This window comes from Okeania sp. SIO2C9 (assembly GCF_010672455.1).
Taxonomy (GTDB): Bacteria; Cyanobacteriota; Cyanobacteriia; order Cyanobacteriales; family Microcoleaceae; genus Okeania.
Genome location: NZ_JAAHGO010000036.1, coordinates 26,654 through 48,589 on the forward strand (window position 1 = coordinate 26,654; position 21,936 = coordinate 48,589).

19 protein-coding genes are annotated in these 21,936 nt (G+C 32.9%); 12 read left to right on the top strand and 7 right to left on the bottom strand.

The genetic code is table 11. From position 1 onward, the window contains the following. Nucleotides 1-1,031 precede the first annotated feature (1,031 nt). Nucleotides 1,032-2,564: a glycosyltransferase family 39 protein gene (locus F6K23_RS24110; RefSeq protein ID WP_293160512.1), complete on the top strand. Its 1,533-nt coding sequence runs from the start codon at nt 1,032-1,034 to the stop codon at nt 2,562-2,564. A gap of 1,092 nt (nt 2,565-3,656) precedes the next feature. On the opposite strand, the gene F6K23_RS24115 is transcribed toward F6K23_RS24110, so the two are convergent. The 3 genes from F6K23_RS24115 to F6K23_RS24125 form a co-directional block, all read right to left on the bottom strand. Next, nucleotides 3,657-4,352: an HAD family hydrolase gene (locus F6K23_RS24115; protein ID WP_293160514.1), complete on the bottom strand. Its 696-nt coding sequence runs from the start codon at nt 4,350-4,352 to the stop codon at nt 3,657-3,659. 196 nt (nt 4,353-4,548) lie between these two features. Then, nucleotides 4,549-5,502: a DMT family transporter gene (locus F6K23_RS24120; protein ID WP_293160516.1), complete on the bottom strand. Its 954-nt coding sequence runs from the start codon at nt 5,500-5,502 to the stop codon at nt 4,549-4,551. Between the two features lie 640 nt (nt 5,503-6,142). Next, entirely contained in the window at nt 6,143-7,288 is a 1,146-nt protein-coding gene (locus tag F6K23_RS24125) for a Gfo/Idh/MocA family oxidoreductase (protein WP_293160518.1), read from the bottom strand. 518 nt (nt 7,289-7,806) lie between these two features. Between F6K23_RS24125 and F6K23_RS24130 the strand changes: the two genes are divergently transcribed. Next, nucleotides 7,807-10,011, top strand: a complete 2,205-nt coding sequence (locus tag F6K23_RS24130; protein ID WP_293160520.1) for a hypothetical protein — start codon at nt 7,807-7,809, stop codon at nt 10,009-10,011. Between the two features lie 109 nt (nt 10,012-10,120). Here the strand turns inward: F6K23_RS24130 and F6K23_RS24135 are convergent, their stop codons facing one another. After that, nucleotides 10,121-10,675, bottom strand: a complete 555-nt coding sequence (locus F6K23_RS24135) for a hypothetical protein (RefSeq protein WP_287242067.1) — start codon at nt 10,673-10,675, stop codon at nt 10,121-10,123. Between the two features lie 129 nt (nt 10,676-10,804). Between F6K23_RS24135 and F6K23_RS24140 the strand changes: the two genes are divergently transcribed. From F6K23_RS24140 to F6K23_RS24180, 9 genes are all read left to right on the top strand, one after another. Continuing rightward, entirely contained in the window at nt 10,805-10,993 is a 189-nt protein-coding gene (locus tag F6K23_RS24140) for a hypothetical protein (RefSeq protein WP_293160522.1), read from the top strand. A gap of 197 nt (nt 10,994-11,190) precedes the next feature. Next, on the top strand, nt 11,191-12,732 hold the full coding sequence (locus F6K23_RS24145; protein WP_293160524.1) for a DUF6798 domain-containing protein: 1,542 nt from the start codon (nt 11,191-11,193) through the stop codon (nt 12,730-12,732). Between the two features lie 533 nt (nt 12,733-13,265). Continuing rightward, a complete protein-coding gene (locus F6K23_RS24150; protein WP_293160526.1) occupies nt 13,266-13,406 on the top strand; it encodes a hypothetical protein in 141 nt (46 codons plus the stop codon). A gap of 23 nt (nt 13,407-13,429) precedes the next feature. Then, a complete protein-coding gene (locus tag F6K23_RS24155) occupies nt 13,430-13,570 on the top strand; it encodes a hypothetical protein (protein WP_293160528.1) in 141 nt (46 codons plus the stop codon). A 23-nt stretch (nt 13,571-13,593) separates the two neighbouring features. After that, nucleotides 13,594-13,722 carry a hypothetical protein gene (locus tag F6K23_RS24160; protein ID WP_293160530.1) on the top strand — a complete coding sequence of 43 codons (129 nt, stop codon included), beginning with the start codon at nt 13,594-13,596 and terminating at the stop codon, nt 13,720-13,722. A gap of 115 nt (nt 13,723-13,837) precedes the next feature. Beyond that, on the top strand, nt 13,838-13,966 hold the full coding sequence (locus tag F6K23_RS24165) for a hypothetical protein (RefSeq protein WP_293160530.1): 129 nt from the start codon (nt 13,838-13,840) through the stop codon (nt 13,964-13,966). 262 nt (nt 13,967-14,228) lie between these two features. Continuing rightward, nucleotides 14,229-15,818: a glycosyltransferase family 39 protein gene (locus F6K23_RS24170; RefSeq protein WP_293160532.1), complete on the top strand. Its 1,590-nt coding sequence runs from the start codon at nt 14,229-14,231 to the stop codon at nt 15,816-15,818. A 439-nt stretch (nt 15,819-16,257) separates the two neighbouring features. Then, complete coding sequence (locus tag F6K23_RS24175) at nt 16,258-17,031, top strand: glycosyltransferase family 39 protein (protein ID WP_293160534.1); 774 nt, start codon at nt 16,258-16,260, stop codon at nt 17,029-17,031. Nucleotides 17,032-17,120: 89 nt separating this feature from the next. Continuing rightward, nucleotides 17,121-17,822 carry a hypothetical protein gene (locus F6K23_RS24180; protein ID WP_293160536.1) on the top strand — a complete coding sequence of 234 codons (702 nt, stop codon included), beginning with the start codon at nt 17,121-17,123 and terminating at the stop codon, nt 17,820-17,822. A gap of 306 nt (nt 17,823-18,128) precedes the next feature. Here the strand turns inward: F6K23_RS24180 and F6K23_RS24185 are convergent, their stop codons facing one another. Beyond that, nucleotides 18,129-18,545: an IS200/IS605 family accessory protein TnpB-related protein gene (locus F6K23_RS24185; protein ID WP_293160538.1), complete on the bottom strand. Its 417-nt coding sequence runs from the start codon at nt 18,543-18,545 to the stop codon at nt 18,129-18,131. Further along, the gene (locus F6K23_RS24190) at nt 18,526-19,353 is read right to left on the bottom strand and encodes a transposase (protein WP_293160540.1); all 828 of its coding nucleotides are present in this window, start codon (nt 19,351-19,353) and stop codon (nt 18,526-18,528) included. Before F6K23_RS24190 ends, F6K23_RS24185 begins: the two co-directional genes overlap by 20 nt. Before the next feature lie 30 nt (nt 19,354-19,383). On the opposite strand from F6K23_RS24190, the gene F6K23_RS24195 reads away from it, so the two are divergent. Next, nucleotides 19,384-19,599, top strand: a complete 216-nt coding sequence (locus F6K23_RS24195) for a hypothetical protein (protein ID WP_293160542.1) — start codon at nt 19,384-19,386, stop codon at nt 19,597-19,599. Between the two features lie 852 nt (nt 19,600-20,451). Here the strand turns inward: F6K23_RS24195 and F6K23_RS24200 are convergent. After that, a complete protein-coding gene (locus F6K23_RS24200; RefSeq protein WP_293160544.1) occupies nt 20,452-21,201 on the bottom strand; it encodes a hypothetical protein in 750 nt (249 codons plus the stop codon). Between the last annotated feature and the right edge of the window lie 735 nt (nt 21,202-21,936).

Genomic DNA, 21,936 nt, shown 5'->3' on the forward strand with positions numbered 1-21,936 from the left:
CAGAAGTTGGAGCTGCTTTAGGATTACTTTGTACATCCCGTTATGTATTACCAGCAATTGCAGGTTTGCCATTTTTCGGACAATATTTAATTGCTATGGAAAAAATGCAGAATATTAGAAAATCTCAGTAAGCATTCAGCCGTTAGCTATCAGCTATCAGCAATCAGCCATTGCTTTTTTTAGTTCTAGATAAAAGCTTGACTAATACCTATTTGATAAATGTTTGCTACATTTTATTGAGCGGGGGACCCACCCCTAACCCCTCCCAGGAGGGGAAGTAGGGGAGTGGGTAGGGACGTTACATACAACGTCCGTACAGGGAGAGGTAAAAATAAGAATAATTAATAATAACTGGCTAATAATTATCAAAAAAATATTCAGTCTGTGTTAATTACTTAATAATTGAAGTGTCACTTAAAACATAGCATTCTTTTTTCACGCTTGGTATAATAGTTTCAAATTTTAAATGTTAAAGCGCTTCCCGTTTTTATGAGGTACACCAGTCGGGGGCAAGATGCCCGCACTACAATGATTTTACTATTCAAGCTTATACCTCTTTTGCCCGAAATATGCTGTAAATAATTTCGGTAAATTACTGTAAAATTAAAGTTCTGTAGCTCTATAAAATCTTACTTTTAACTTTTAACTTTTAACTTTTGAATTGACTATGTCACAAATAATTTTCAACTTTAAATGTTAAAGCGCTTCCCGTTTTTATGAGGTACACCAGTCGGGGGCAAGATGCCCGCACTACAATAATTTTACTATTCAAGCTTGTACCTCTTTTGCCCGAAATATGCTGTAAATAATTTCGGTAAATTACTGTAAAATTAAAGTTCTGTAGCTCTATAAAATCTTACTTTTAACTTTTAACTTTTGAATTGACTATGTCACAAATAATTTTCAACTTTAAATGTTCAATAATTTCGGTAGATTACTGTAAAATTAAAGTTTTGTAGCTCTATAAAATCTTACTTTTAACTTTTAACTTTTGAATTTTGACTTCACATACTTTTGACTTTTGAATTAACATGGAAATTATTAGAAATAAAAAGTTTGGTTTACCAGATTTTAAGTTTTTCCTTGACAATCAAATACTGTCATATTTAATTATTGCTTTTGGGGTGGCTGTAAGGTTAGTTCAATATTTATCTAATCGTTCTCTTTGGGCAGATGAAGCGGTTTTAGCTTTGAATATTGTCAATCGTTCTTATTTGGAATTACTCCAACCTTTGGATTATGACCAAGGTGCCCCAATTGGTTTTTTGATGGTAGAAAAATTGGCAGTTCAGATATTAGGGAATAATGAGTATGCTCTACGTTTATTTCCTTTTATTTGTGGCGTAGGTTCATTATTTGTATTTTATAAATTAGCCAAAAAATGGATTCCTAAATCTGCTATTCCTATCGGTTTAATTTTGTTTGCCAGTTTGGAATATTTAGTCTACTATTCCGCAGAAGTAAAACAATATTCTAGTGATGTAGCGATCGCCCTCCTTTTATATCTATTATTACTACCTTTGGTTAAGGCAAAATTGAACTTTGGTCAAATGATTAGATTTGGTCTGCTCGGAGCGATCGCTATTTGGTTTTCTCATCCTTCTATCTTTATTTTGGCGAGTATTGGGGGGAGTGCTTTACTAATTAATTTTTGGCAGAAGGACCTGAGTAAAGTCAAAAATTTATTACTCATTTATTCAGCTTGGGTTTTCAGTTTTGTCATCTTTTATTTTGTGTCTTTGAGAAATTTAACTGGCAACGAAACTCTCACAACTTCTTGGGGCGATGGTTTTCCTAGTTCGACCTTTGATATTATTTGGATGTTTGATGCTTTTGGCAAATTTTTCTATAAACCTTTGGGCTTTACTAAATGGATGGATGGATTAGCTATTATCCTTTTTTTAATAGGTTGTATTTCTTATTGGTTGAGCAGAAAAGAAATTTTATTGCTATTACTTTCTCCATTATTTGTAACTTTTCTGGCATCCTTTTTACACCAATACCCATTTCGGAGTCGTCTAGTTTTATTTCTCACACCATTCGTAATTTTTCTCATCGCAGCAGGTGGAGGTTATATTCTGAGTAAACCGAAATTTCGACCGATAAAAATTATTGGGATTTTCTTGGTTATTTTATTGTTATATAAACCCTTATCAAAAGCTATTGATTTGATAGAAGACCCCATAACTTATTCAGAAATTAAACCTGTGCTGAATTATATTCAAAAAAATCAACAACCAGGGGATATTTTGTATGTTTATCAACGAGGAATATATCAGTTTCAGTATTATGCAGAAAAATATGGTTATCAAGAGGGAGATTATATTATTGGTGTGGATGACTTAGATAAATATGATGGTCAAGAATTATCAATTGCTGAAATGACAAGATATGAAAAAGACTTAGATAAACTGCGGGGAAATAAGAGAGTTTGGTTATTATTTTCTCATACTCATATTCCCGCAGAAAGGAGATTTTTGAATTATTATTTGAATGAAATTGGTCTCAGAATAGATACTTTTGAAAAGCCTGGGTCTTATGTATATTTATATGATTTGAGTTGAGGTCTGGCCTAAATAGGGTTTGCGTATGGAAAGTCTTTTTGCTGGGGTAGGAGACAGCTATACTGGAGACAGGAGACAGGAGAAATAGGAATTACAGGAGAAATAGGAATTACAGGGGATGTAGTTGGAAGAATTATCCCTTAATTTTTCTGCTCTTAGTTTGCTTTTTATGCTAACTTTTTGAGGTTTTTAGACTAAAGTAAGCACACTTTTTGGGAATCAAAAAATGCTCAAAACTTTTTTACTTGTCAATGGTTTGAGAATTAATCAGCAAGCCCTAAATAGGTTGTGATATTTTGTTTTTTCGCAAATCATTTCTACAGCCTGAAGGTTATAGCTGCCGCTAGGCTCCGCCAACGCGTTTATATGGGAAGTAAAGCGGAAGGTCGTTCTATCACTCAGAAACGATACAATTTTTTTTGTTGAATAAAAAGTCATGCCTATAGGCGAGTTACCCCAGTTAATACTTACGATATCACAAAAATTGTGAGGATGCAACCGAAAATCCTTTTACCCGCGAGGAGCTTAATCAAATGAATATATTTTTAGTTCTGGAATGAAGAAGGATTAATGGCAAGATTTAATGAGGTAAAAGCCAGCATTTTTATCAGGAGGGCTGCACAAGATGAACATCTTTCTGATATTGCTCTTGGAAAAAATTCCTGAATATGAGCGATCGCCCTGTTAGTAGGGAAAATAAGTTGAATAAAAAGTCATGCCTATAGGCGAGTTAGCCCAGTTAATACTTACGATATCACAAAAATTGTGAGGATGCAACCGAAAATCCTTTTACCCGCTAGGATCTTAATAAAATGAAGATGTTTTTAGTTCTGGAATGAAGAAGGATTAATGGCAAGATTTGATGATAGGAAAAATCTCACCTCTTTTCTGGAGATATCTAATACTATCAATTCATAAATTCTACTTTTTCAAAGCTTTTTAAGGTCAATCCATTTTTCCTATTATAGCAATTCCAATAAGTAGGGTTTGCTGATTAAATATCAAAGAATTGACAGATAAAGTTTTGAGAAATTTTAGGTCTTTAATTTGTCAGAAAAGCTTCAGAGAAAGTTTTGTTTTTTCATTAGCTTTTTAACTATTCTCTAAACCTATTTTATTGGTAAAAACATCTGGTGTTGGTAAAGAGGGTATAGCCCACCAAGGATTATCTTGTTGTAACTCCTCCAATTTATACGAACCAGTCGCAACAGCAATAGACCTAGCGCCAATAGCTTGACAACAGCTTATATCTTTGGGCGTATCTCCTATCACATAAACTTTTTCCAAGTTAATTTCTCCGACTAATTCTTGGGCACTGGTTAACGCTTGACGAGCGATCGCTTTTCTATCTGCTACTGTATCTGAAAATCCGCCCTGAGTAAAATTAAAATAATTATCTAAACCATAATGAGTAAGTTTTGCTTTTGCTCCTACAGAGGTATTTCCTGTTAGTAATAGAGAAATTACATCGTTACGGTTGGGGTGTAAATGAGAGAGAATTTCTTTGACTCCCTGTAATATTGCCCCTTGTTTTCTAGTAAGACTTTGAGGTAGGTATTCACTATAAACTTGTAATAATTGGTCTATTTTGCCATCATTGGGAGTAATACCCCCTAATTCTAAAATTTGAGCTGCTAGTGAGCGATCTGTTGCTCCTGCTGTGTTGAGCTGTGATAAATCTATCTCTTTGCCAATTATTTCTCTAGCAGCATCTTCTAGGGCAAAAATACCTGCTCTACCAGTGGTTAATAATGTTCCATCAATATCCCAAAATAGTATTGTAGTCATTTTGATTTGGAGTAACTGGTTAATTGTTTAGAAATTAATAAATATTTCGTACTTTTAACTATTATTTTATGCTCAAAGTATTTCCTTTCTCACCCATTTACGAATATTCTATCTTTTCTTACTTTTAAACTTTTGATTTTTGCCTACGGAAAGTGCTGTATTACTCATTATTTGAACTATTCAACTGCACATAATATTACTCCTGCTTAACAACTACTCGATGTTCTTGACTCAACAAAAAAATACCCACAGTAACAACAACAATACCCAAAATTTGCCAACTATTAATAGCTTCTTGAATTGTTAACCATGCTAAAATTGCTGTAAAACTGGGATTAATTGCCCCAATAGTTGCTGCAGTAGTAGCACCTATTAACTTAATTCCATAATTAAACATTAAATGACCACTCAAAGTGACGATCGCCGACAGGAAACCACCAACCCACATAGGAATCCAGTTAAGGTCAGCATTGTCTCCCTGCCAAATAAATAAACTAAGAGTAGATAACCCTAAAGCAGTAGCAAAACTAATCCAAGTAAAAGGAACTGGGTCTATAGTTTCAAAACTTTTTTGTGCATTTACAGTGTAGAGAGCATAAGCAAGTCCGGCAGCAATGCCACAAATTACTCCAATTCTGTTGTAACTATCGGATGTTGTCTGAGTATAAGGAATAGTCAAAAAAGTTCCAACTAACACAATAACTATTATCATCCAGCGAAACTTTGTAGGGGGAATACCCAAAAATGCCCAAGAAAATAGGGAAGTGAATATTGGGTAAGTAAAAAACAGAGTTAAAGCAATTCCAGTTTCGATTAAACCGATAGATATATAAAGTAGTGCTAAGTATAGAAACATTAATACTCCACCAAGGAGCGATCGCCTCAATATAGGACGCGCTTCATTATTTCCTAATACTCGAATATCTTGCCAGGTCAGCGGGTAAAGTTTTGTCGCGAAGGATGCCATTAATGGAACTACTAATACCATCCGCATAAACATTAGTAGAAAAGAATTTTGTAGGGTAGGAATAACAAATCCTCCTGTCTGAAAAATTCCCAAAATTGTCTGTTCATTGAAGAGAATTCTGACAATTACATTTTGGAAACAAAAACAGAATGATGCGAGTAAAACAATGATAAAACCAAACATAAATAATACCAATTCCCAATGCTATTGTTCTTTCATTATTCCGCAATTCATAATCTAAATTTTCTCAAAGGTAGAGTTAAAATTTAAAAATTTTTGCTTACGTTGTATTTTAGAGGATATCTGAAAAGTTTTTTGATACTGAATTTTGCCCCCCTAGCCCCCCAACTTTGGGGGGAACAAGAGTCAATTTGCTTCTAACCTACATTCCGCACGAGAAAACGTAGCATAAAAATATTAAGTCAAAAGTCATGCATTCAAAAGTCATGCATTAAGAATTTAAGAAGTAAGAAGTAAGAAGAAAATTTATAGTGGTCAATAAGAGTTAATAATTCAGTAAGTATTTATGCTTAATATTTAACTGAAAATTTGACTTTTGAGAAGTAATTTGTAAAGTATAAATATTTACCAATAATATAAATTGTATACTACTTTTAATGTTACAAATTGACGTGCGGAATGTGGGTTCTAAAAGTCCCCCAATTTTGGGGGATTTAGGGGGCTTAGATGTAGCATAAGGGACTTCTCAGACAACCTCTTATCGTCAAGAGATATGTGTCCTGTTTCGTCAAGTACATAATACTGCAGAAAGTATCATTTAATTTAAAACCTCCATTTTTTTACTATTTACTTTCATTTTTTTCTAATTCCATAAATTCATAATTTCTACTATTTGAATAGCTGTTCTTGCGGAACAAGGATTCTTTTTTTTTCCCTGAAAATATTCTACGGCATTCTTCATTGATATACCCATTGTATCATCAGCTATAGAGGAAATAATTTTTTGTACAATGCCATCCTGGCAAATTACAACTCTTCCTTCACCTCTATTTTTACCAATAATTGGCTCATAAAATCCAGCTACAGTTATCCCCTGGTTATGATCTTCTACAGCTAATACACGATACCGAATATTTTCTTCTTCAGGAGGTTTATAAAAGTATTTTAGAGAGTATCCTGGATAAAAATATTTGATATTTCCTGTCATAGAAGTATATAAAACAATTTCTGCACCGTTAACTGCCGTATAATGTTTTTCTACCATTCCTTGTTTAGGCAAAAAGTAATTTTTATCGTTAATATTTAGTTCTATATCTTGATAAAATATCTTGCCTACTTTTTGAGGAAAATATTCTTTTCCCAAAGCCATAACATTTGCAACTATATGTGAACCTTCATAGCCAAAAGCATAAAGTTTATCATCTACAAATCGACCATTAATAAAATCATTTATTCTATTTTTAGTCATTTCTGAAACAACCCTATGGGGGGTAATTTTCAGAGATGTAATTAGTTCTTTAACCTTCTGAGTTACTAATGATGCTATATAGTTTTCATTAACAACAAGCTTTCCTTTAAATTCCTGCAATAACTCACACAAGATTTGAATATCTTCATAATTGCAGATAGGTTTTTCTACAAGAATATTAGCCTCATTATCAATTTTTATAATATTTCTAATAACTTCAAAATGAGTATCAGTAGGAGAACAAATATCCCAGAAAAGGGGACGTGTTTCTGCTGCTTGTTCTAAGGATGAAAATATATTTATTCCTCTGTTGAGTGCCTCTTGTTGTTTAGCCGAATTTGGATCGATAATTCCTAGAGTATGAATTCCAATATTGCTTAATTTTTTTTCATGCCATGAAGCTACATTTCCATTTCCTACACGCACACATCCAAATAAATCTGACTTTCTATCTAAAAGATGAGAAAATTGATGAGTCCTAGTTAATATTTGCATATTTTTCAAAGCTTTTAAAGCTCGATATATTTTTCCCAGGGTCATTTCATTCTAGATTTTGGCAATGAGTTTATTGATTTTCAGACGGCGAAATATAAATTTCCTAAAACTTGAAATAACGTGGTTTAGTCAATACATAAAATGGCATAGTTTAGAATGAAACAACCCTGTATTTTTCCTGTTAGTTATTTACGTTTTTAGGTTTGTGGGCGATCGGTATCTATCGCTTAATTTTTAAGAGAAATAATTTTGATTTTTGTCTACATAGATACTTTTTAAAAGCTTGGGTATAATGAAATCTAAATTTAGTCAAAGATAAAATGCTTTTCTGTTATTAGATAAGCAATTAAGTAGAGCAAACTAAAAAAAAGACGTTGCATTTTTAATCAAAAAAAAACCTAAAGGCAATCAATATAAACTTTTGAGCTAATTTACAATTTGATACATAGCCCCCAAAATTTACCATGTTCTACTTACCATAAATCAATATAACATAGTAAAAATACAGTTGAGGCAGGCTGTCAGCAAGGCACGCGTTGAATCTACACCGTTACTACAAAATCATGTATATCCAAAATATTAAACAAATCTTAATCCCATTAAATACTCTAAAAGCAAATCAGAAAATATTTTGGCTAATTCTCAGTTTAACTTTCGCAACTATCTATAGCTTATTAGCACTTAAACAAGCATTTAGTGGAGAATATATTGTGCAAGATGATGCACGACAGCACGTTTTTTGGATGCGTCGTTTTTTAGACCCAGAATTATTTCCTAATGATTTAATTGCCGATTATTTTCAGTCTGTTGCACCATGGGGTTATAAAACTTTCTATTGGTTATTTTCCCAAGTAGGGATAGACCCAATGTTTCTGAATAAATTATTACCATTACCTTTAAGTTTAATAACTGCTGCCTACTGTTTTGGAATTTGTTTTCAGATATTGCCTATACCTTTTGCTGGTTTTATTGCCTCAGTATTATTAAGTCAAAATATCTGGCTTCAAGATGACATAGTTTCTGGCACACCAAGAGCTTTTTTATATCCTTTATTTCTGGCAGTTTTATACTATTTATTACGCAAATCATTAGTTCCATTTTTAGTAGCGATCGCTCTGTTGGGATTATTTTATCCTCAATACCTTATCCTAACTGCTTTGATTTTAATTATCAGACTTTTAAATTGGGAAAAAAGGCGGTTTTGTCTGAGCAAAAATCCACAGGATTATCTATTTAGTGGAGTAGGTTTAGGATTAAGTTTATTGGTTATTTTCTTTTATGCTTTAAATTCTAGTAATTATGAACCTGTAATTACAGCATCTCAAGCAAAAGTTTTGCCAGAATTTGGTGAAGCTGGTAGAAGTGTTTTTTTCTTACAAAATTCTTGGGATTTTTTCATCTTCGGCGGTCGTAGCGGTATTCTACCTCAACAATTATTTCTGCCTCGCATATTAATACTTGGATTATTTTTGCCAATACTTTTTCAGAAGGAAGAGGGAAGAAGGAAGAAGGAAGAAGTAATAGGGAGGAAGCAAGAAGGAAGAAGGAAGAAGCAAGAAGAGGAAATTCATAACTTTGATGGGGCAAAAAATTTTCTCAGAAGACTACCTTTAACTTTCAAGAAGGAAGAAGCAAGAAGCAAGAAGCAAGAAGATAAAATTCATAACTTTGATGGGGCAAGAATTTTTCTCAGAAGACTACCTTTAACTTTCAAGAAGGAAGAAGGAAGAAGCAAGAAGCAAGAAGATAAAATTCATAACTTTGATGGGGCAAGAATTTTTCTCAGAAGACTACCTTTAACTTTCAAGAAGGAAGAAGGAAGAAGCAAGAAGCAAGAAGATAAAATTCATAACTTTGATGGGGCAAGAATTTTTCTCAGAAGACTACCTTTAACTTTCAAGAAGGAAGAAGGAAGAAGCAAGAAGCAAGAAGATAAAATTCATAACTTTGATGGGGCAAGAATTTTTCTCAGAAGACTACCTTTAATTAAACAAATAACACCGAATATTAAATTGTTAGTTCAGATTTTTTTTGCTGGTTTAGTTTTATTTGTGGCAGCTCATCTTTTATTATTCAAATTACATTTACCAAGTCGCTACACAAATCATAGTTTTCGGATAATTTTAGCTATAGCAACTGCCGTTGTTTTGTGCATAATTTTAGATGCCGTCTTTCAGTGGGTAATTCAACAGCCATCTGACAAAAGTAGAAGAATTTCAGGATTAATTTTTATGGGATTTTTAGGAATTTTACTTATTGGTAATTTTAACTTGTGGAAAAATTTTTCTGACCTTGATTATCAAAAAGGTAAATCTCCAGAAGTTTATAAATTTTTTGCTCAACAATCAAAAGATATTCTCATTGCTTCTCTCTCAGAAGAGGTGAATTATATCCCTACATTTTCTCAACGTTCGGTATTATTTGCCTGGGAATATGCCATTCCCTATCATCTAGGTTATTACAATCAAATTAAACAACGAGCTACAGAATTTATTTTTGCTCAGTATCATTCAGATATTCAATTTATTCAGGATTTTATCAATACTTATGGAATAGATTTTTTAATCTTAGACCGTCAAGCATTTATACCAGAATATGTTCTGAAGAATCGTTGGTTGAGACAGTGGTATCATCAAATGGGAAATCAGATTGAAATTAACCTCCAAAATGGAACTATTCCTGCCATAGTTGGCACTATAGATAAATGTTCGGTTTTAGAAACAGAAAAATTATGGGTTTTGGAAAGTAAATGTATTTTGCTTGAATAAGCAATAAGAAAAAATACTGAAATTAGCAACCTCTTTTTTCTATATTTAATTTATCGTTATCGAGATTACAGTTTTGCCATTCTTTTGTTAAATTTAAACTTGCTTTTAGCTAACTTATATCTGATTTTTCATCCTCATGATAAGGGTAGGATATTTCTCTTTGAATTCTCCGGATGCTAGATTTCCTTTCTCCATAACCTAAAACATAAGTACCAATAAATAATATAGGCGAAATAACAAATATAATTCCCCAAAAAACTATAAACCAGTTAGGATGCTGTAGCATTTCAAGCGACATTTGTTCTGGGTTATTCAAAAAATTATTAATCCGGTCTACTTTTTGAGTAGCTACTAATTCACTTGAAGCAGAAAAAGCTTCTTGTATTGGAATTTCATCATATTCAGTCAAAAGAAATATTCCATATCCACTCTTTCGTTTATGACCCATTCGCTTTTTTTTAGTACCTTGAAGCTGTCCTGGAATAATTACAGTAATACGTTTTCCACGCAAGCCAAAATAAGTAACTTCACAGGTTACTTTTTGGTTTAACTGGAGGCGTTTACATTTTAGGGTTGTCAGTTCAGAACCAAATAACAAATATAATCCTAATACAAAGGCAAAAATAAAACCTATAGGTTCAGGAAGATTAATTTTTTTTGACATGGCTTATCATCAGATAAATATTTAGTAGACTTCTTGAAAATTATACAAAAATTTCTCGCTCGATCGGCTATATAGTTCTATGTTTTTGGGCAACAGAGATTAAGATTAACTTCTAAATAAATTTACAATATGGTGTTATACCATTTTGATAAATGTTTGTTACAAATGCTAGAAGCAAGAAAGAAGGAAGAGGGAAGAAGGAAGAAGGAAGAAGGAGGAAATATCGAAAAAAAAGGGGGGGAAAATAGATATAAATATCTAAAATTAATTGGAACGGCTATTTTTAAGCATGCGCGGTCGATATCTACCTTTTTGTAGCATTCTTTTTTCAAATTGGTATTATTTCAGTTATTAGTTGTAAATTTTCTAGTATTATCTTTTCTAGATGAATTCTATCTGGATTTAATACCTTATATCTACACAGTGTCTATAATTAGTTAGGGTTAATCCCATGAAGTAGTAACTTTTCAGTATCCCCATCCACTTTTTACTTCTTCCTTCTTTAAGGTAATGAAATGGTGAAAATTAGCACATTGAAAAATCAAATCCTCAATCCCATAGCTCAAATTTTTATCTTAGGCTTAATTTTCGGAATTTCCTATACTCAAGACCCTCTATATACCTCAAATCAACATACTAAATTTTTACAAGGATTAGCTAAAGCTGGTTCTGGTTATTTAAACAAAGATTGGTTAGCTAATACACTCGACCCTTTACCTGCTTTTACTTTTTTAGTTCAAATTACTTACACTTACTTTCATGAAAACTTTTTCTACTTTTATTACATTCTCATTTTTGGCATCTATATTTATAGTATGCTTGGCATTGCTTCAGTAATTTTTAAAATTAATACTTCCCGACTGAAAGTACTAATTTATTTTCTCCTCCTCCTGACTATCCACTGTCTACAAATCAGAATATTTGACTTTAAAACTCATGTACATCTCCACTATGGTTTAGCCGAACAATATATTCTCGGTGACTATTTTCAACCCTGTACATTTGGAGTCTTAATTATCTTTTCTATCTATGCCTTTCTCAGAAAAAAACCTTTTTTAGCAGTCTTAGCTTTAGGAATAGCTGCAACCTTTCATCCCACATATCTCCCTAGTGCAGTTTTACTAACTTTAGCTTATTTGATTCTCACTTATAAAAATGAAAATAATCTCAAAAAATCATTATTAATAGGTGTCGTTTCATTTATCTTTGTCTTACCAGTAGTCAGTTATATGACTATTACTTTTAAACCCACATCTCCAGAGCTTTTTCAAATTTCTGAAAGCTTACTTGTAAATAGAATTCCCCATCATTCCTTCCCCGATATTTGGTTAACTGAACCTGCCGCCACAATACAAATCTTAGTAGTAGCGATCGCTCTCTATCTCCTCCGCAAAACTAGACTATTTTTTCTCCTATTTTTTCCCTTTGCCACAGCAACTATTCTGACAATAATTCAAATAATTTCTGTCAGTAATACTTTGGCGTTTCTTACCCCTTGGCGAGTCTCTGCTTTTTTAGTTCCGATTTCTACTTGTATGATAAGCGCCTATATTGTCGCGGTTATTTTTGATAGGTATCATCCTCAAATCCTGAAATACAAAAAACTGCTTAAAATTGGCACTTTAGTAGGAATACATCTTTTCATCTTGTCAGGAGTAGGAATACAACTAGAAAAGCTAACTATTAATCAAAAAGATACGCCAATTATTATGGAATATGTCAAAGAAAATAAACAGGTGGGAGATATATATTTAGTTCCTTACGCTTCTGGGAAATTCGTTGATTTTAGAATTGCTACAGGTGCGCCAATTTTGATTAATCTTAAGTCTCATCCCTACAAAGATACAGAAGTTATTGAATGGCACAATAGACTATTAATGGCGCAGCAGTTTTATGATAATTCTGCCATAGTTAAATGTCAGGCTTTGCAAAATTTAATTGATAAATATCAGATAACTCATATAATTATTGAAAATGATGATTATATTGAATGTTCAGGAGTAGAAAGAACTTATATAGATAATTTATATAAGATGTATCAAATTATTGAAAAATAGCTACTATTGAAAAATTTTGCTTCTCTTCTTCCTTAGAAGGAAAAAGCAAGAAGCAAGAAGCAAGAAGGAAAAAGGAAAAAGTGAATGGGGACTCAAACCCCAACCAATTGTAAACACCCTGTAGACGGCGGGGTATTAAACCCAAAATAAAAAGAGAAGCAGCTACCATTGACAAAATAATCCCTATTTGATAATTTTCAAAAAAATTACTAACCAAAAAATGCTGAAAAGGGTCTAGATTAATCTAGGAAAAGCAAAAAAAAGAATTATTTCCAGACAAAAAGTACAAGAAATCAGGCATAGTTAATCAATTCATAAAAATCATCATCACTACCCTTTCCTTGAGTATTCAATTGGAGGTTTGAGTTATGAAAAAGTTGATTTTCAAGAACAGTATTGCAGAGGAAACCTTGTGGAAGCTGTCTAACAATTGATTTGGTGAAAATTCCCAATCAAATTGAACCTAAAATCTACGACTTACCACCTTCTTTAATGCTACCCTTTCCTTGAGTATTGAATTGGAGGTTTGAGTTATGAAAAAGCAGATTTTCAAGAACAGTATTGCAGAGTCAACTTTGTTGAAGCTTTCTCAAATTGATTTGCTGGAAATTCCCAATCAAATTGAACCTAAAATCTATGACTTACCACCTTCTTTAATGCTACCCTTTCCTTGAGTATTGAATTGGAGGTTTGAGTTATGAAAAAGCAGATTTTCAAGAACAGTATTGCAGAGTCAACTTTGTTGAAGCTTTCTCAAATTGATTTGCTGGAAATTCACAATCAAATTGAAGCTAAAATCTACGACTTACCACCTTCTTTAAGGCTACACTTCTATTGAGTATTGAATGGGAGGTTTGAGTTATGAAAAAGCAGATTTTCAAGAATAGTATTGCAGAGCAAACCTTGTTGAAGCTTTCTCAAATTGATTTGCTGGAAATTCACAATCAAATTGAACCTAAAATCACAGTATTGCAGAGTCAACTTTGTTGAAGCTTTCTCAAATTGATTTGCTGGAAATTCACAATTAAATTGAACCTAAAATCTACGACTTACCACCTTCTTTAATGCTACCCTTTCCTTGAGTATTGAATGGGAGGTTTGAGTTATGAAAAAGCAGATTTTCAAGAACAGTATCGCAGAGCAAACCTTGTTGAAGCTTTCTCAAATTGATTTGCTGGAAATTCACAATCAAATTGAACCTAAAATCACAGTATTGCAGAGTCAACTTTGTTGAAGCTTTCTCAAATTGATTTGCTGGAAATTCACAATTAAATTGAACCTAAAATCTACGACTTACCACCTTCTTTAATGCTACCCTTTCCTTGAGTATTGAATGGGAGGTTTGAGTTATGAAAAAGCAGATTTTCAAGAACAGTATCGCAGAGCAAACCTTGTTGAAGCTTTCTCAAATTGATTTGCTGGAAATTCACAATCAAATTGAACCTACCACCTAAAACCTACCACCTAAAACCTAAAACCTACCACCTTCTTCAAAAATGTTCTATAAAAAACCTTATTTTACTTGGCTAAAAATATTTATTGCCATTACCTTAATCTTAGGAATATGTTTCAGATTTATAAATATTGACCGAAAAGTTTACTGGTACGATGAAACAATTACCTCCTTAAGAATTGCTGGTTATACTAGAGGCGAATTAGAGGATATAACCGATGAAGCTGACATAATTAATGGAGAATTTTTCCAGCAGTATCAAGGCACTAACCCTAATAAAAATGTCATTAATACTATCAACTCCTTAGCAACAGAAAACCCCGAACATTTGCCAATATATTTTGTACTACTCAGATGCTGGGTAAAATTATTCGGTCATTCTGTAGCAGTAACCAGAAGTTTCTCAGCTTTGACCAGCTTATTAATATTTCCTTGTATTTACTGGTTATGTCGAGAATTATTCAATCAACCATTAGTTGGAGAAATAGCGATCGCTCTGACGGCAGTTTCTCCAATCTCAGTATTATATGCTCAAGAAGCACGGGTTTATAGTTTATTTACAGTAACAATTTTATTATCAAGTATTGCCTTACTTCGGGCAATGAAAATTCCCACTAAACGTAACTGGCAAATTTACACAGTAAGTTTAATCTTTGCCTTATATACTCATCTTTTTTCCATATTAGTAGCCTTGGGTCATGGAATATATATACTTTTAATCGAAAAACTAAAATTAACCAAAAAATTCAAATCTTATCTCCTAGCATCTGTTTCTGGATTTTTAATTTTTTTACCATGGTTTATAGTAATAGTTGAGCATTTCGATGGCACAAAATGGGTATCTCGAACAGCACCTTTATTAACCTTGTTGAAAAGATGGTTTATTAATATAGGTTTTACTTTTATCGATATTCAAATTGGCTCTCCAGAAAGATTATTTGATGTCAAAAATATTGTTTTTGATAACGATGCTTTATTAAGTCTCAATACAATCTGGCCTTACTTATTATTGATAACTTTAATCTTAGTAATATACTCGATTTATTTTATCTGTCAGAATGCACCTAAATCAGTAAATCTGTTCATCTTAACCTTGATATTATTAACTCCCATAACTTTGATAATTCCTGATTTAATATCTGGCGGACAACGTTCAACTATTCCTCGTTATTTCATCCCTACTTACTTAGGAATTCAAATAGCTGTTGCTTATCTTTTGGCTACTAATTTAACCAACTTTAGCAACCAAGTTAAATATAAACTTTGGCAAATAGTAACAGTTACTCTAATTTCTGTCGGAGTAATATCTTGTGGAATTAGTTCCCAAGCAGAAACTTGGTGGCATAAATATAGTAGTTATTATGACCCCCAAGTAGCAAAAATAATTAACCAAACAAACAACCCACTTGTAATTAGTAATCATTCCCTTAGATTAGCTTCTCTGAGTTATTTACTTAATTCTCAAGTTAAATTTCAATTTGTAGAAGTGGGTGAAGTACCAGAAATTCCTGATGGTTTTAGTCATGTGTTTATATTTCGCCCAGAATGGAGTTTAATTTCAGGATTAGAAACACAAGAAAACTCCCCACTAGAATTAGTTCATAACAGTGGAGAACTCTGGATTTTAAAATAATCAGGAAAAAATTAGAAGGAAAAACGGCGTTGCTAAATTGGTGTATGATATTAATTTTAATTACTTAGGAGTCAGGAGTTATAATAAATAGCTTTGATACCATTTATTAGGTCAGGATTTATCTTTTTAGTCTAAGGGAAATATTCTGTAAAGTCTCTTATTATTCGTTACATTCTTTTTCCAAATTGGTATGACTTATCAAAAGTAATTATGATTTTTTCTGGTTCCCAGTTTTCAGATTATTCCGTTATAATTCAAATTATAAAAAGAACTTATATCAACAATTGAGAGTAATATCATGTCCGTTGGTATCGTTTGTGTAAAAGTTGGGAAAATATCTACCATATTTAAGGTTTTTCTTTCTCTTAAAGCTTCTATCCTAGATAACTAATAAAGCTTCTATCCTAGATAACTAAAGTCTTCTTCCTCAGAATATCCTATGCAAAAATCTTACTTTCGTTGGTTAAGAGTATTAATTATCATAGTCTTAATCTTAGGAATATACTTCAGATTAATCAATATTGACCGAAAAGTTTACTGGCACAATGAAATAATTACTTCTGTCAGAATAGCTGGTTATACAAAAGAAAATTTTTCTGACATTCTGAAAAAATCTGGTGTAGTCGATGGGGAAAATTTACAACAATATCTAAATATCGACTCTAACAAAACTTTTATTAGTACTATTAACTCTTTAGCAACAGAAAATCCCGAACAGGTTCCTATATATTTTATACTTTTGAGATGGTGGGTAAAATTATTTGATAACTCTATAGGAGGAATCAGAAATTTTTCTGCTGTAATTAGCTTGTTAGTATTTCCTTGTATTTATTGGTTATGCCGAGAATTATTTAATAAATCATTAGTTGGAGAAATAGCGATCGCTCTGACGGCAATTTCTCCAATCTTAGTCTTATATGCTCAAGAAGGGCGGAGTTATAGTTTATTTGCAGTGACGGTTTTATTATCAACTATTGCTTTGTTTCGAGCAATGCGAATTCAAACTAAACGTAGCTGGCTAATTTACACGGCAAGTTTGGTATTAAATTTATATACTAATCTATTTTTTCTATCAATAGTTATGGGGCATGGGTTATACCATTTCTCAAAAAGAATGCTATATATGATTGGGTGGGGAAGTGTGGGAAGTGTGGGAGGTGTGGGGAGAGGTAGGGACGTTGCATGCAACGTCCGTACGAAAAATCTATACTAACTGACTAATAATTGTCAAAAACAGACTTTTAATCTTAGTAACTATTGAGGTGTTGAAGTATAGCTGAAGTATAGCATTACTTTTGGTAATTGGTATTATATGTTCTTTTAGTTGAAAAGCTGCGATTAACTAAAAGATTAAAAGCTTATCTCCTGGCATCAGTTCTTGGATTTTTAATATTTTTACCTTGGATAATAGCCATAGTTAGCGATTATGAAGACACGGCATTTCTCTCTCAAACTATACCTTTTTTAACTTTAGTTACTAGATGGTTTATTAATTTAGGTTTTACTTTTATAGATATTCAAATTTGCTCTTCAGAAAGATTATTTGATGTCAGAAATGTAGCTTTGGATAATAATGCTTTACTCAGTTTAAATACAATCTGGCCTTACTTACTGGGATTAATTTTAGTCTTAATACTATACTCAATTTATTCTGTCTGTAGGCATCAGCCAAAAGAAGTAAGTTTGTTGATATTAACTTTCATATTAATTACTCCGATAAATATGGTAATTTCCGATTTAATGTCAGGTGGGCAACGTTCTACTATTGCCCGTTATTTGATTCCTAGTTATTTAGGAATTTATTTATGTATCGCTTACTTACTGACAAATAAATTAACCAATTTTACTTACCCACTTCAACAGAAATTTTGGCAAATAGTAACAGTTTTTCTCATCTCAGCCGGAATAATTTCCTGTGGAATTAGTTCCCAAGCAGAAACTTGGTGGCATAAATATAGTAGTTATTATTACCGAAAAATTCTGGGTATGCGCCTCCCCTTTTAAGGGGATAAAAAAAGAGAATATTTCAGATTTCAAGCCTCCTTATTGCAGAGGTACTGATAACTGATAACTGATAACTGATAACTGAAATGACCCCCAAGTAGCAGAAATAATTAACCAAACTAATAATCCACTTGTTATTAGTAATCATCCTCTGAGATTAACCTCTCTTAGTTATTTGCTTAACCCTAAAATTAAACTTCAATTAGTAGAAGCAGAAGCGGATGCTCTACCTGAAATTTCCGATAATTTTACTGATATATTTATATTTCACCGTACGAAAAAAACTGTAGAAAATTGTAACAGCTTTTATCTTGATATTGGATTAACCAATACTGGCTGTACGGCGCAACTCACTATTCCCTCAACAGTAAATGCTCCTGGGAATTTCTTTCTAATTATTTGAAGACTGCCATTGACATCGGCATTAATCACTTGGCCAGTTGCACTTCTAAATAAACCACGTTTGACTCGCTTGCCTACATAAGTTCTATGCTTACAAGGTTTTTCTAAGTCAATAGCAGATGTTTTACTGGTGTAACTTTCTTCCATTTCAATGACTTTTACCCCAGCCAGTTGACACTTATAAGTTATCTGTTGAATTAACTTACCGTGAGGTATTTGAGTAAAATTTTGGTTGTTTTTTTTGCCGATATTTGCACCTTGTTTCCAGTTATCATTTTTTCCTATGACTACAGTACCAATATTATTTATGGTTAAATACAAGGGCCACTAATTTACTGGTGTTATGCAGATAATTCTCTACAAAACGATTTCGGTGATAGGTTAACGCTTCAATCTTACGGCTAGTTTTTCTGTTGCCTTTGAGATGACTTTGGTACTTGGCTTTACGCTTGTTGTAAAGCTGATTAAAACTTTTTAGTGGCTTCCCGTTAATCAGCAGTGGTTTGACACCAGGCTTATTTGTAGATAGGGCAACTAATCTGTCAATTCCTAAGTCTATTCCAGCTACATATGTTGAGTGTATTTGTGGCTGAAGTGTTTTTTCATAGACTACTTCAATTATATAGCAGTTAGTAGCAGGTACTATCCTGACTTCGATTACAGTTTCTACAATTACAGGTATTTTGATTTCACTCATGGATAAGTGACAAATACCATCTTTTAAAGGGGCTTTATAGACTGATTCTCTTGAATATATGACTACATTCCTACCTTGAGTTTTATTTTTATACTTTGGTATTTTTGGCTTGCCCAAAAACTTCCCTGGATGTTTTGACCATTCTTTGATTGCCTGAAAATAACCACGCCAAGTTGCAACCAAGCATTTTATTATTTGTTTTGATACTTTTGTTGGTAATGCTCTATAGGCATCGCTATCTTTGGTGGCGTGGTACAGTTTAGTTAGTGAGAGACTTTTACCAGTACAGAAAAAATGCTGACGACAGTGATAGTTAGCCAAGTTATACAGGTTTTTTGACTTAAAAGCTAACTCATCACACACCCGCCAAAAGTTATGTGTTCGTCTAATTATATGTCTGTCAACAACAATCAATTGTGCACTAACCCTCAAATTTTGCTGTAGTCACCTGTGACTACTATCATGGTCAAAATCATTCACTGCCTAAATTTAGGCTTTCTATTAATTTTTTTATATTACAATACTTTTCTACATTTGACAACTATTTTCTACAGTTTAAGTTTAACAGTTAATTACCCCGAAGATAGTTTTATTTCTCAATTAGAAACACAAGAGAATTATCAGCTCAAATTAATTCACAACTTCGGCGAACTCTGGAAATTAGTTAAAGATAAATAATCAAGATTTTCCTAAATCATCAAAATCTCCGGAAAACCCTCAGTAGATAACGTTCTACTGTGCATTGATAACAAATGACTCACAAAATAGTATTGGATCAGAATTGTTGGTGGTGGTGCATTGTAATGGTTGTGAATTTTTCGGCAATATTTTTTACGAGAACAGTGGGAGCATCTTGCTCCCGTGCGAGGTATTCCTTATTTGCTGTATACCATGATGCAGGACTACCGAATTGTTGTAATCAAAAGTACCGAGGCGTAATGGTCAACTAGGAAGTAGGTCAAAAACCCAAAAGCGACAGGAGAGAAATTTCCCAAAATCTGATTCTCAAGCTCTAAAAACTAGCTTAGGTGACTCCAGAGGAATCACCGAATGCAATCTTTAACTTATTTTGTCCTTTACACTCCCACCATTAAATCAGATACTATAATGGGAGTTCTCTTTCAAGATTTTTTGATAGAATTCATCAGTTGACAGATACATCAAGCCCGGCAATTCCCGCTAAAACCAGGTAAAACCGTTCATAGCAACGTGACGGTGTGAATCCATCAACGCAGGCGTTATCTAGCAATGCTTTGAGGAAAATCCCCAAAGCGCTATTTTTTGACTTATTTATGGCTAACTCACATGAGTATTTATTTTGCGCTTTCTTTTTCAAGACTTGGCAACCATTAGGAATGACTCAAAGTCGGGATCGAAATAACACGATACTCAGTTGTTAGTTATTTTGCAACTTCTATTATAACGCTATTTTCAGGAAATTGCCAGGGATTCTAAAATCTAGTAATCCACCAAAATTAAATTGTCTGTCACCCTAGAAATCCTTCAAGTACTTTTTGGAATATAAGCTATTTACTGCTGCAAACTTTTTTTCTTTACAGATAGTCCAGCTAATGCAGATACTCCTGCCAAAGTCCAGAGAGATGTCAAAGGTTCTGGAACGCGAGCACGAGGCTCTTTACCAACCTGAATCATATCAAATTGGGCATCAATTTCTGCCGGACCATCAATATTCAACTTAATTGCGCCAACACTAGTGAAATCTGCATTGCCAGTAAAATCACTAAAGAGGAAAGTTGCGGTTTCTGGAGTTGTGATAGGGTCGGCAAAATTCTTTGAAAGAGTTGAAACACCGTTCGCAAGGTCATAGATAGTAAATTCCAACTCTAAACCACCAAGGTCAGCTGAGAGGATTTCTACCAATATACGATCTAGAGGCCAAACACCACCAGTTAGGTCTATTCCTCCCAAACCATCTTCATCTACTACTGTTGGGTCGTCATCTCCATCCCAAACTATCATTCCAGACCCGTTAGTACCTACATTATTACTAAAATTAAGCACTCCTCCAGTTGCTTGCATACGAGTTTCAAGGAAACTATCAGCATCTCCCATAACTTCCATATCCCGGAAACCACCAAGAATAGAACCATCTGGTCCCACTTGGCTGTTACTAGGTATAACAGGGTCAATCGGCTGAAATCCAACATCCTGATTTACGCTAAAATCGTCGAGGAGAATTGGAGCTGCTTGGGCACTGCCTGCTCCCAACATAGCTGTGGCCGTCAATAAGCTAAAAATATATTTTTGATGTGTCTTCATACAAATTCTCCTTCCAAATAACTTTTACTTACAGATGGATATAACAGTTAATCAGCTATAGCTTATAGTCCTAAGTGCTTAATGCCTTGTTGAACAAAAGCTTGAACTGGAAGTAATTAGTACCAATTTAATGTGAAGTTGCACAGAATAAACTTAATCAGGGCATTGCTTTTAGCAGGTCTAGATCTAGTTATATACAACTTCATAAAAATTCAGTGTAATCACTTAACTACAAATCATAACTCTAACCATAACAATAAAGTAATCAGCCAATTCAACTAAATTAGTATCTTCACGAAAACTTCATATATTTAATTTGTGTAAATATATTAGTTTTTTTAATGTTTTTAATATGCTAAATAAAACAATAAAATTTTTATTATTGTACTAATAAATTTTTTGTGCAAGGAAGGTTAAGTTATGATTTAGGGTAGGCAAAAAGAAAAGATCAACCTGAGCTGAAAGCCTACCTTAAACTAAGCAATATATAGAAGATTAAGCACTCTAGCTTTCTTCATATTGGCTTAATTATAAGTGTCAAATCAACATAATTATTCATACACAAGACTCTCCAGATTTTTAGATTTAATATCTGAATTGTTGAGAGTCACAATTTTATTTATTAGCAAAATAATATTGATTTTTATTAATTATTCATAGAAGTAAAAACCATCTAATAACATAAATACGTTCATTCCCATAAGTTTTACTTATAGTGTTTTTACATAGATACGA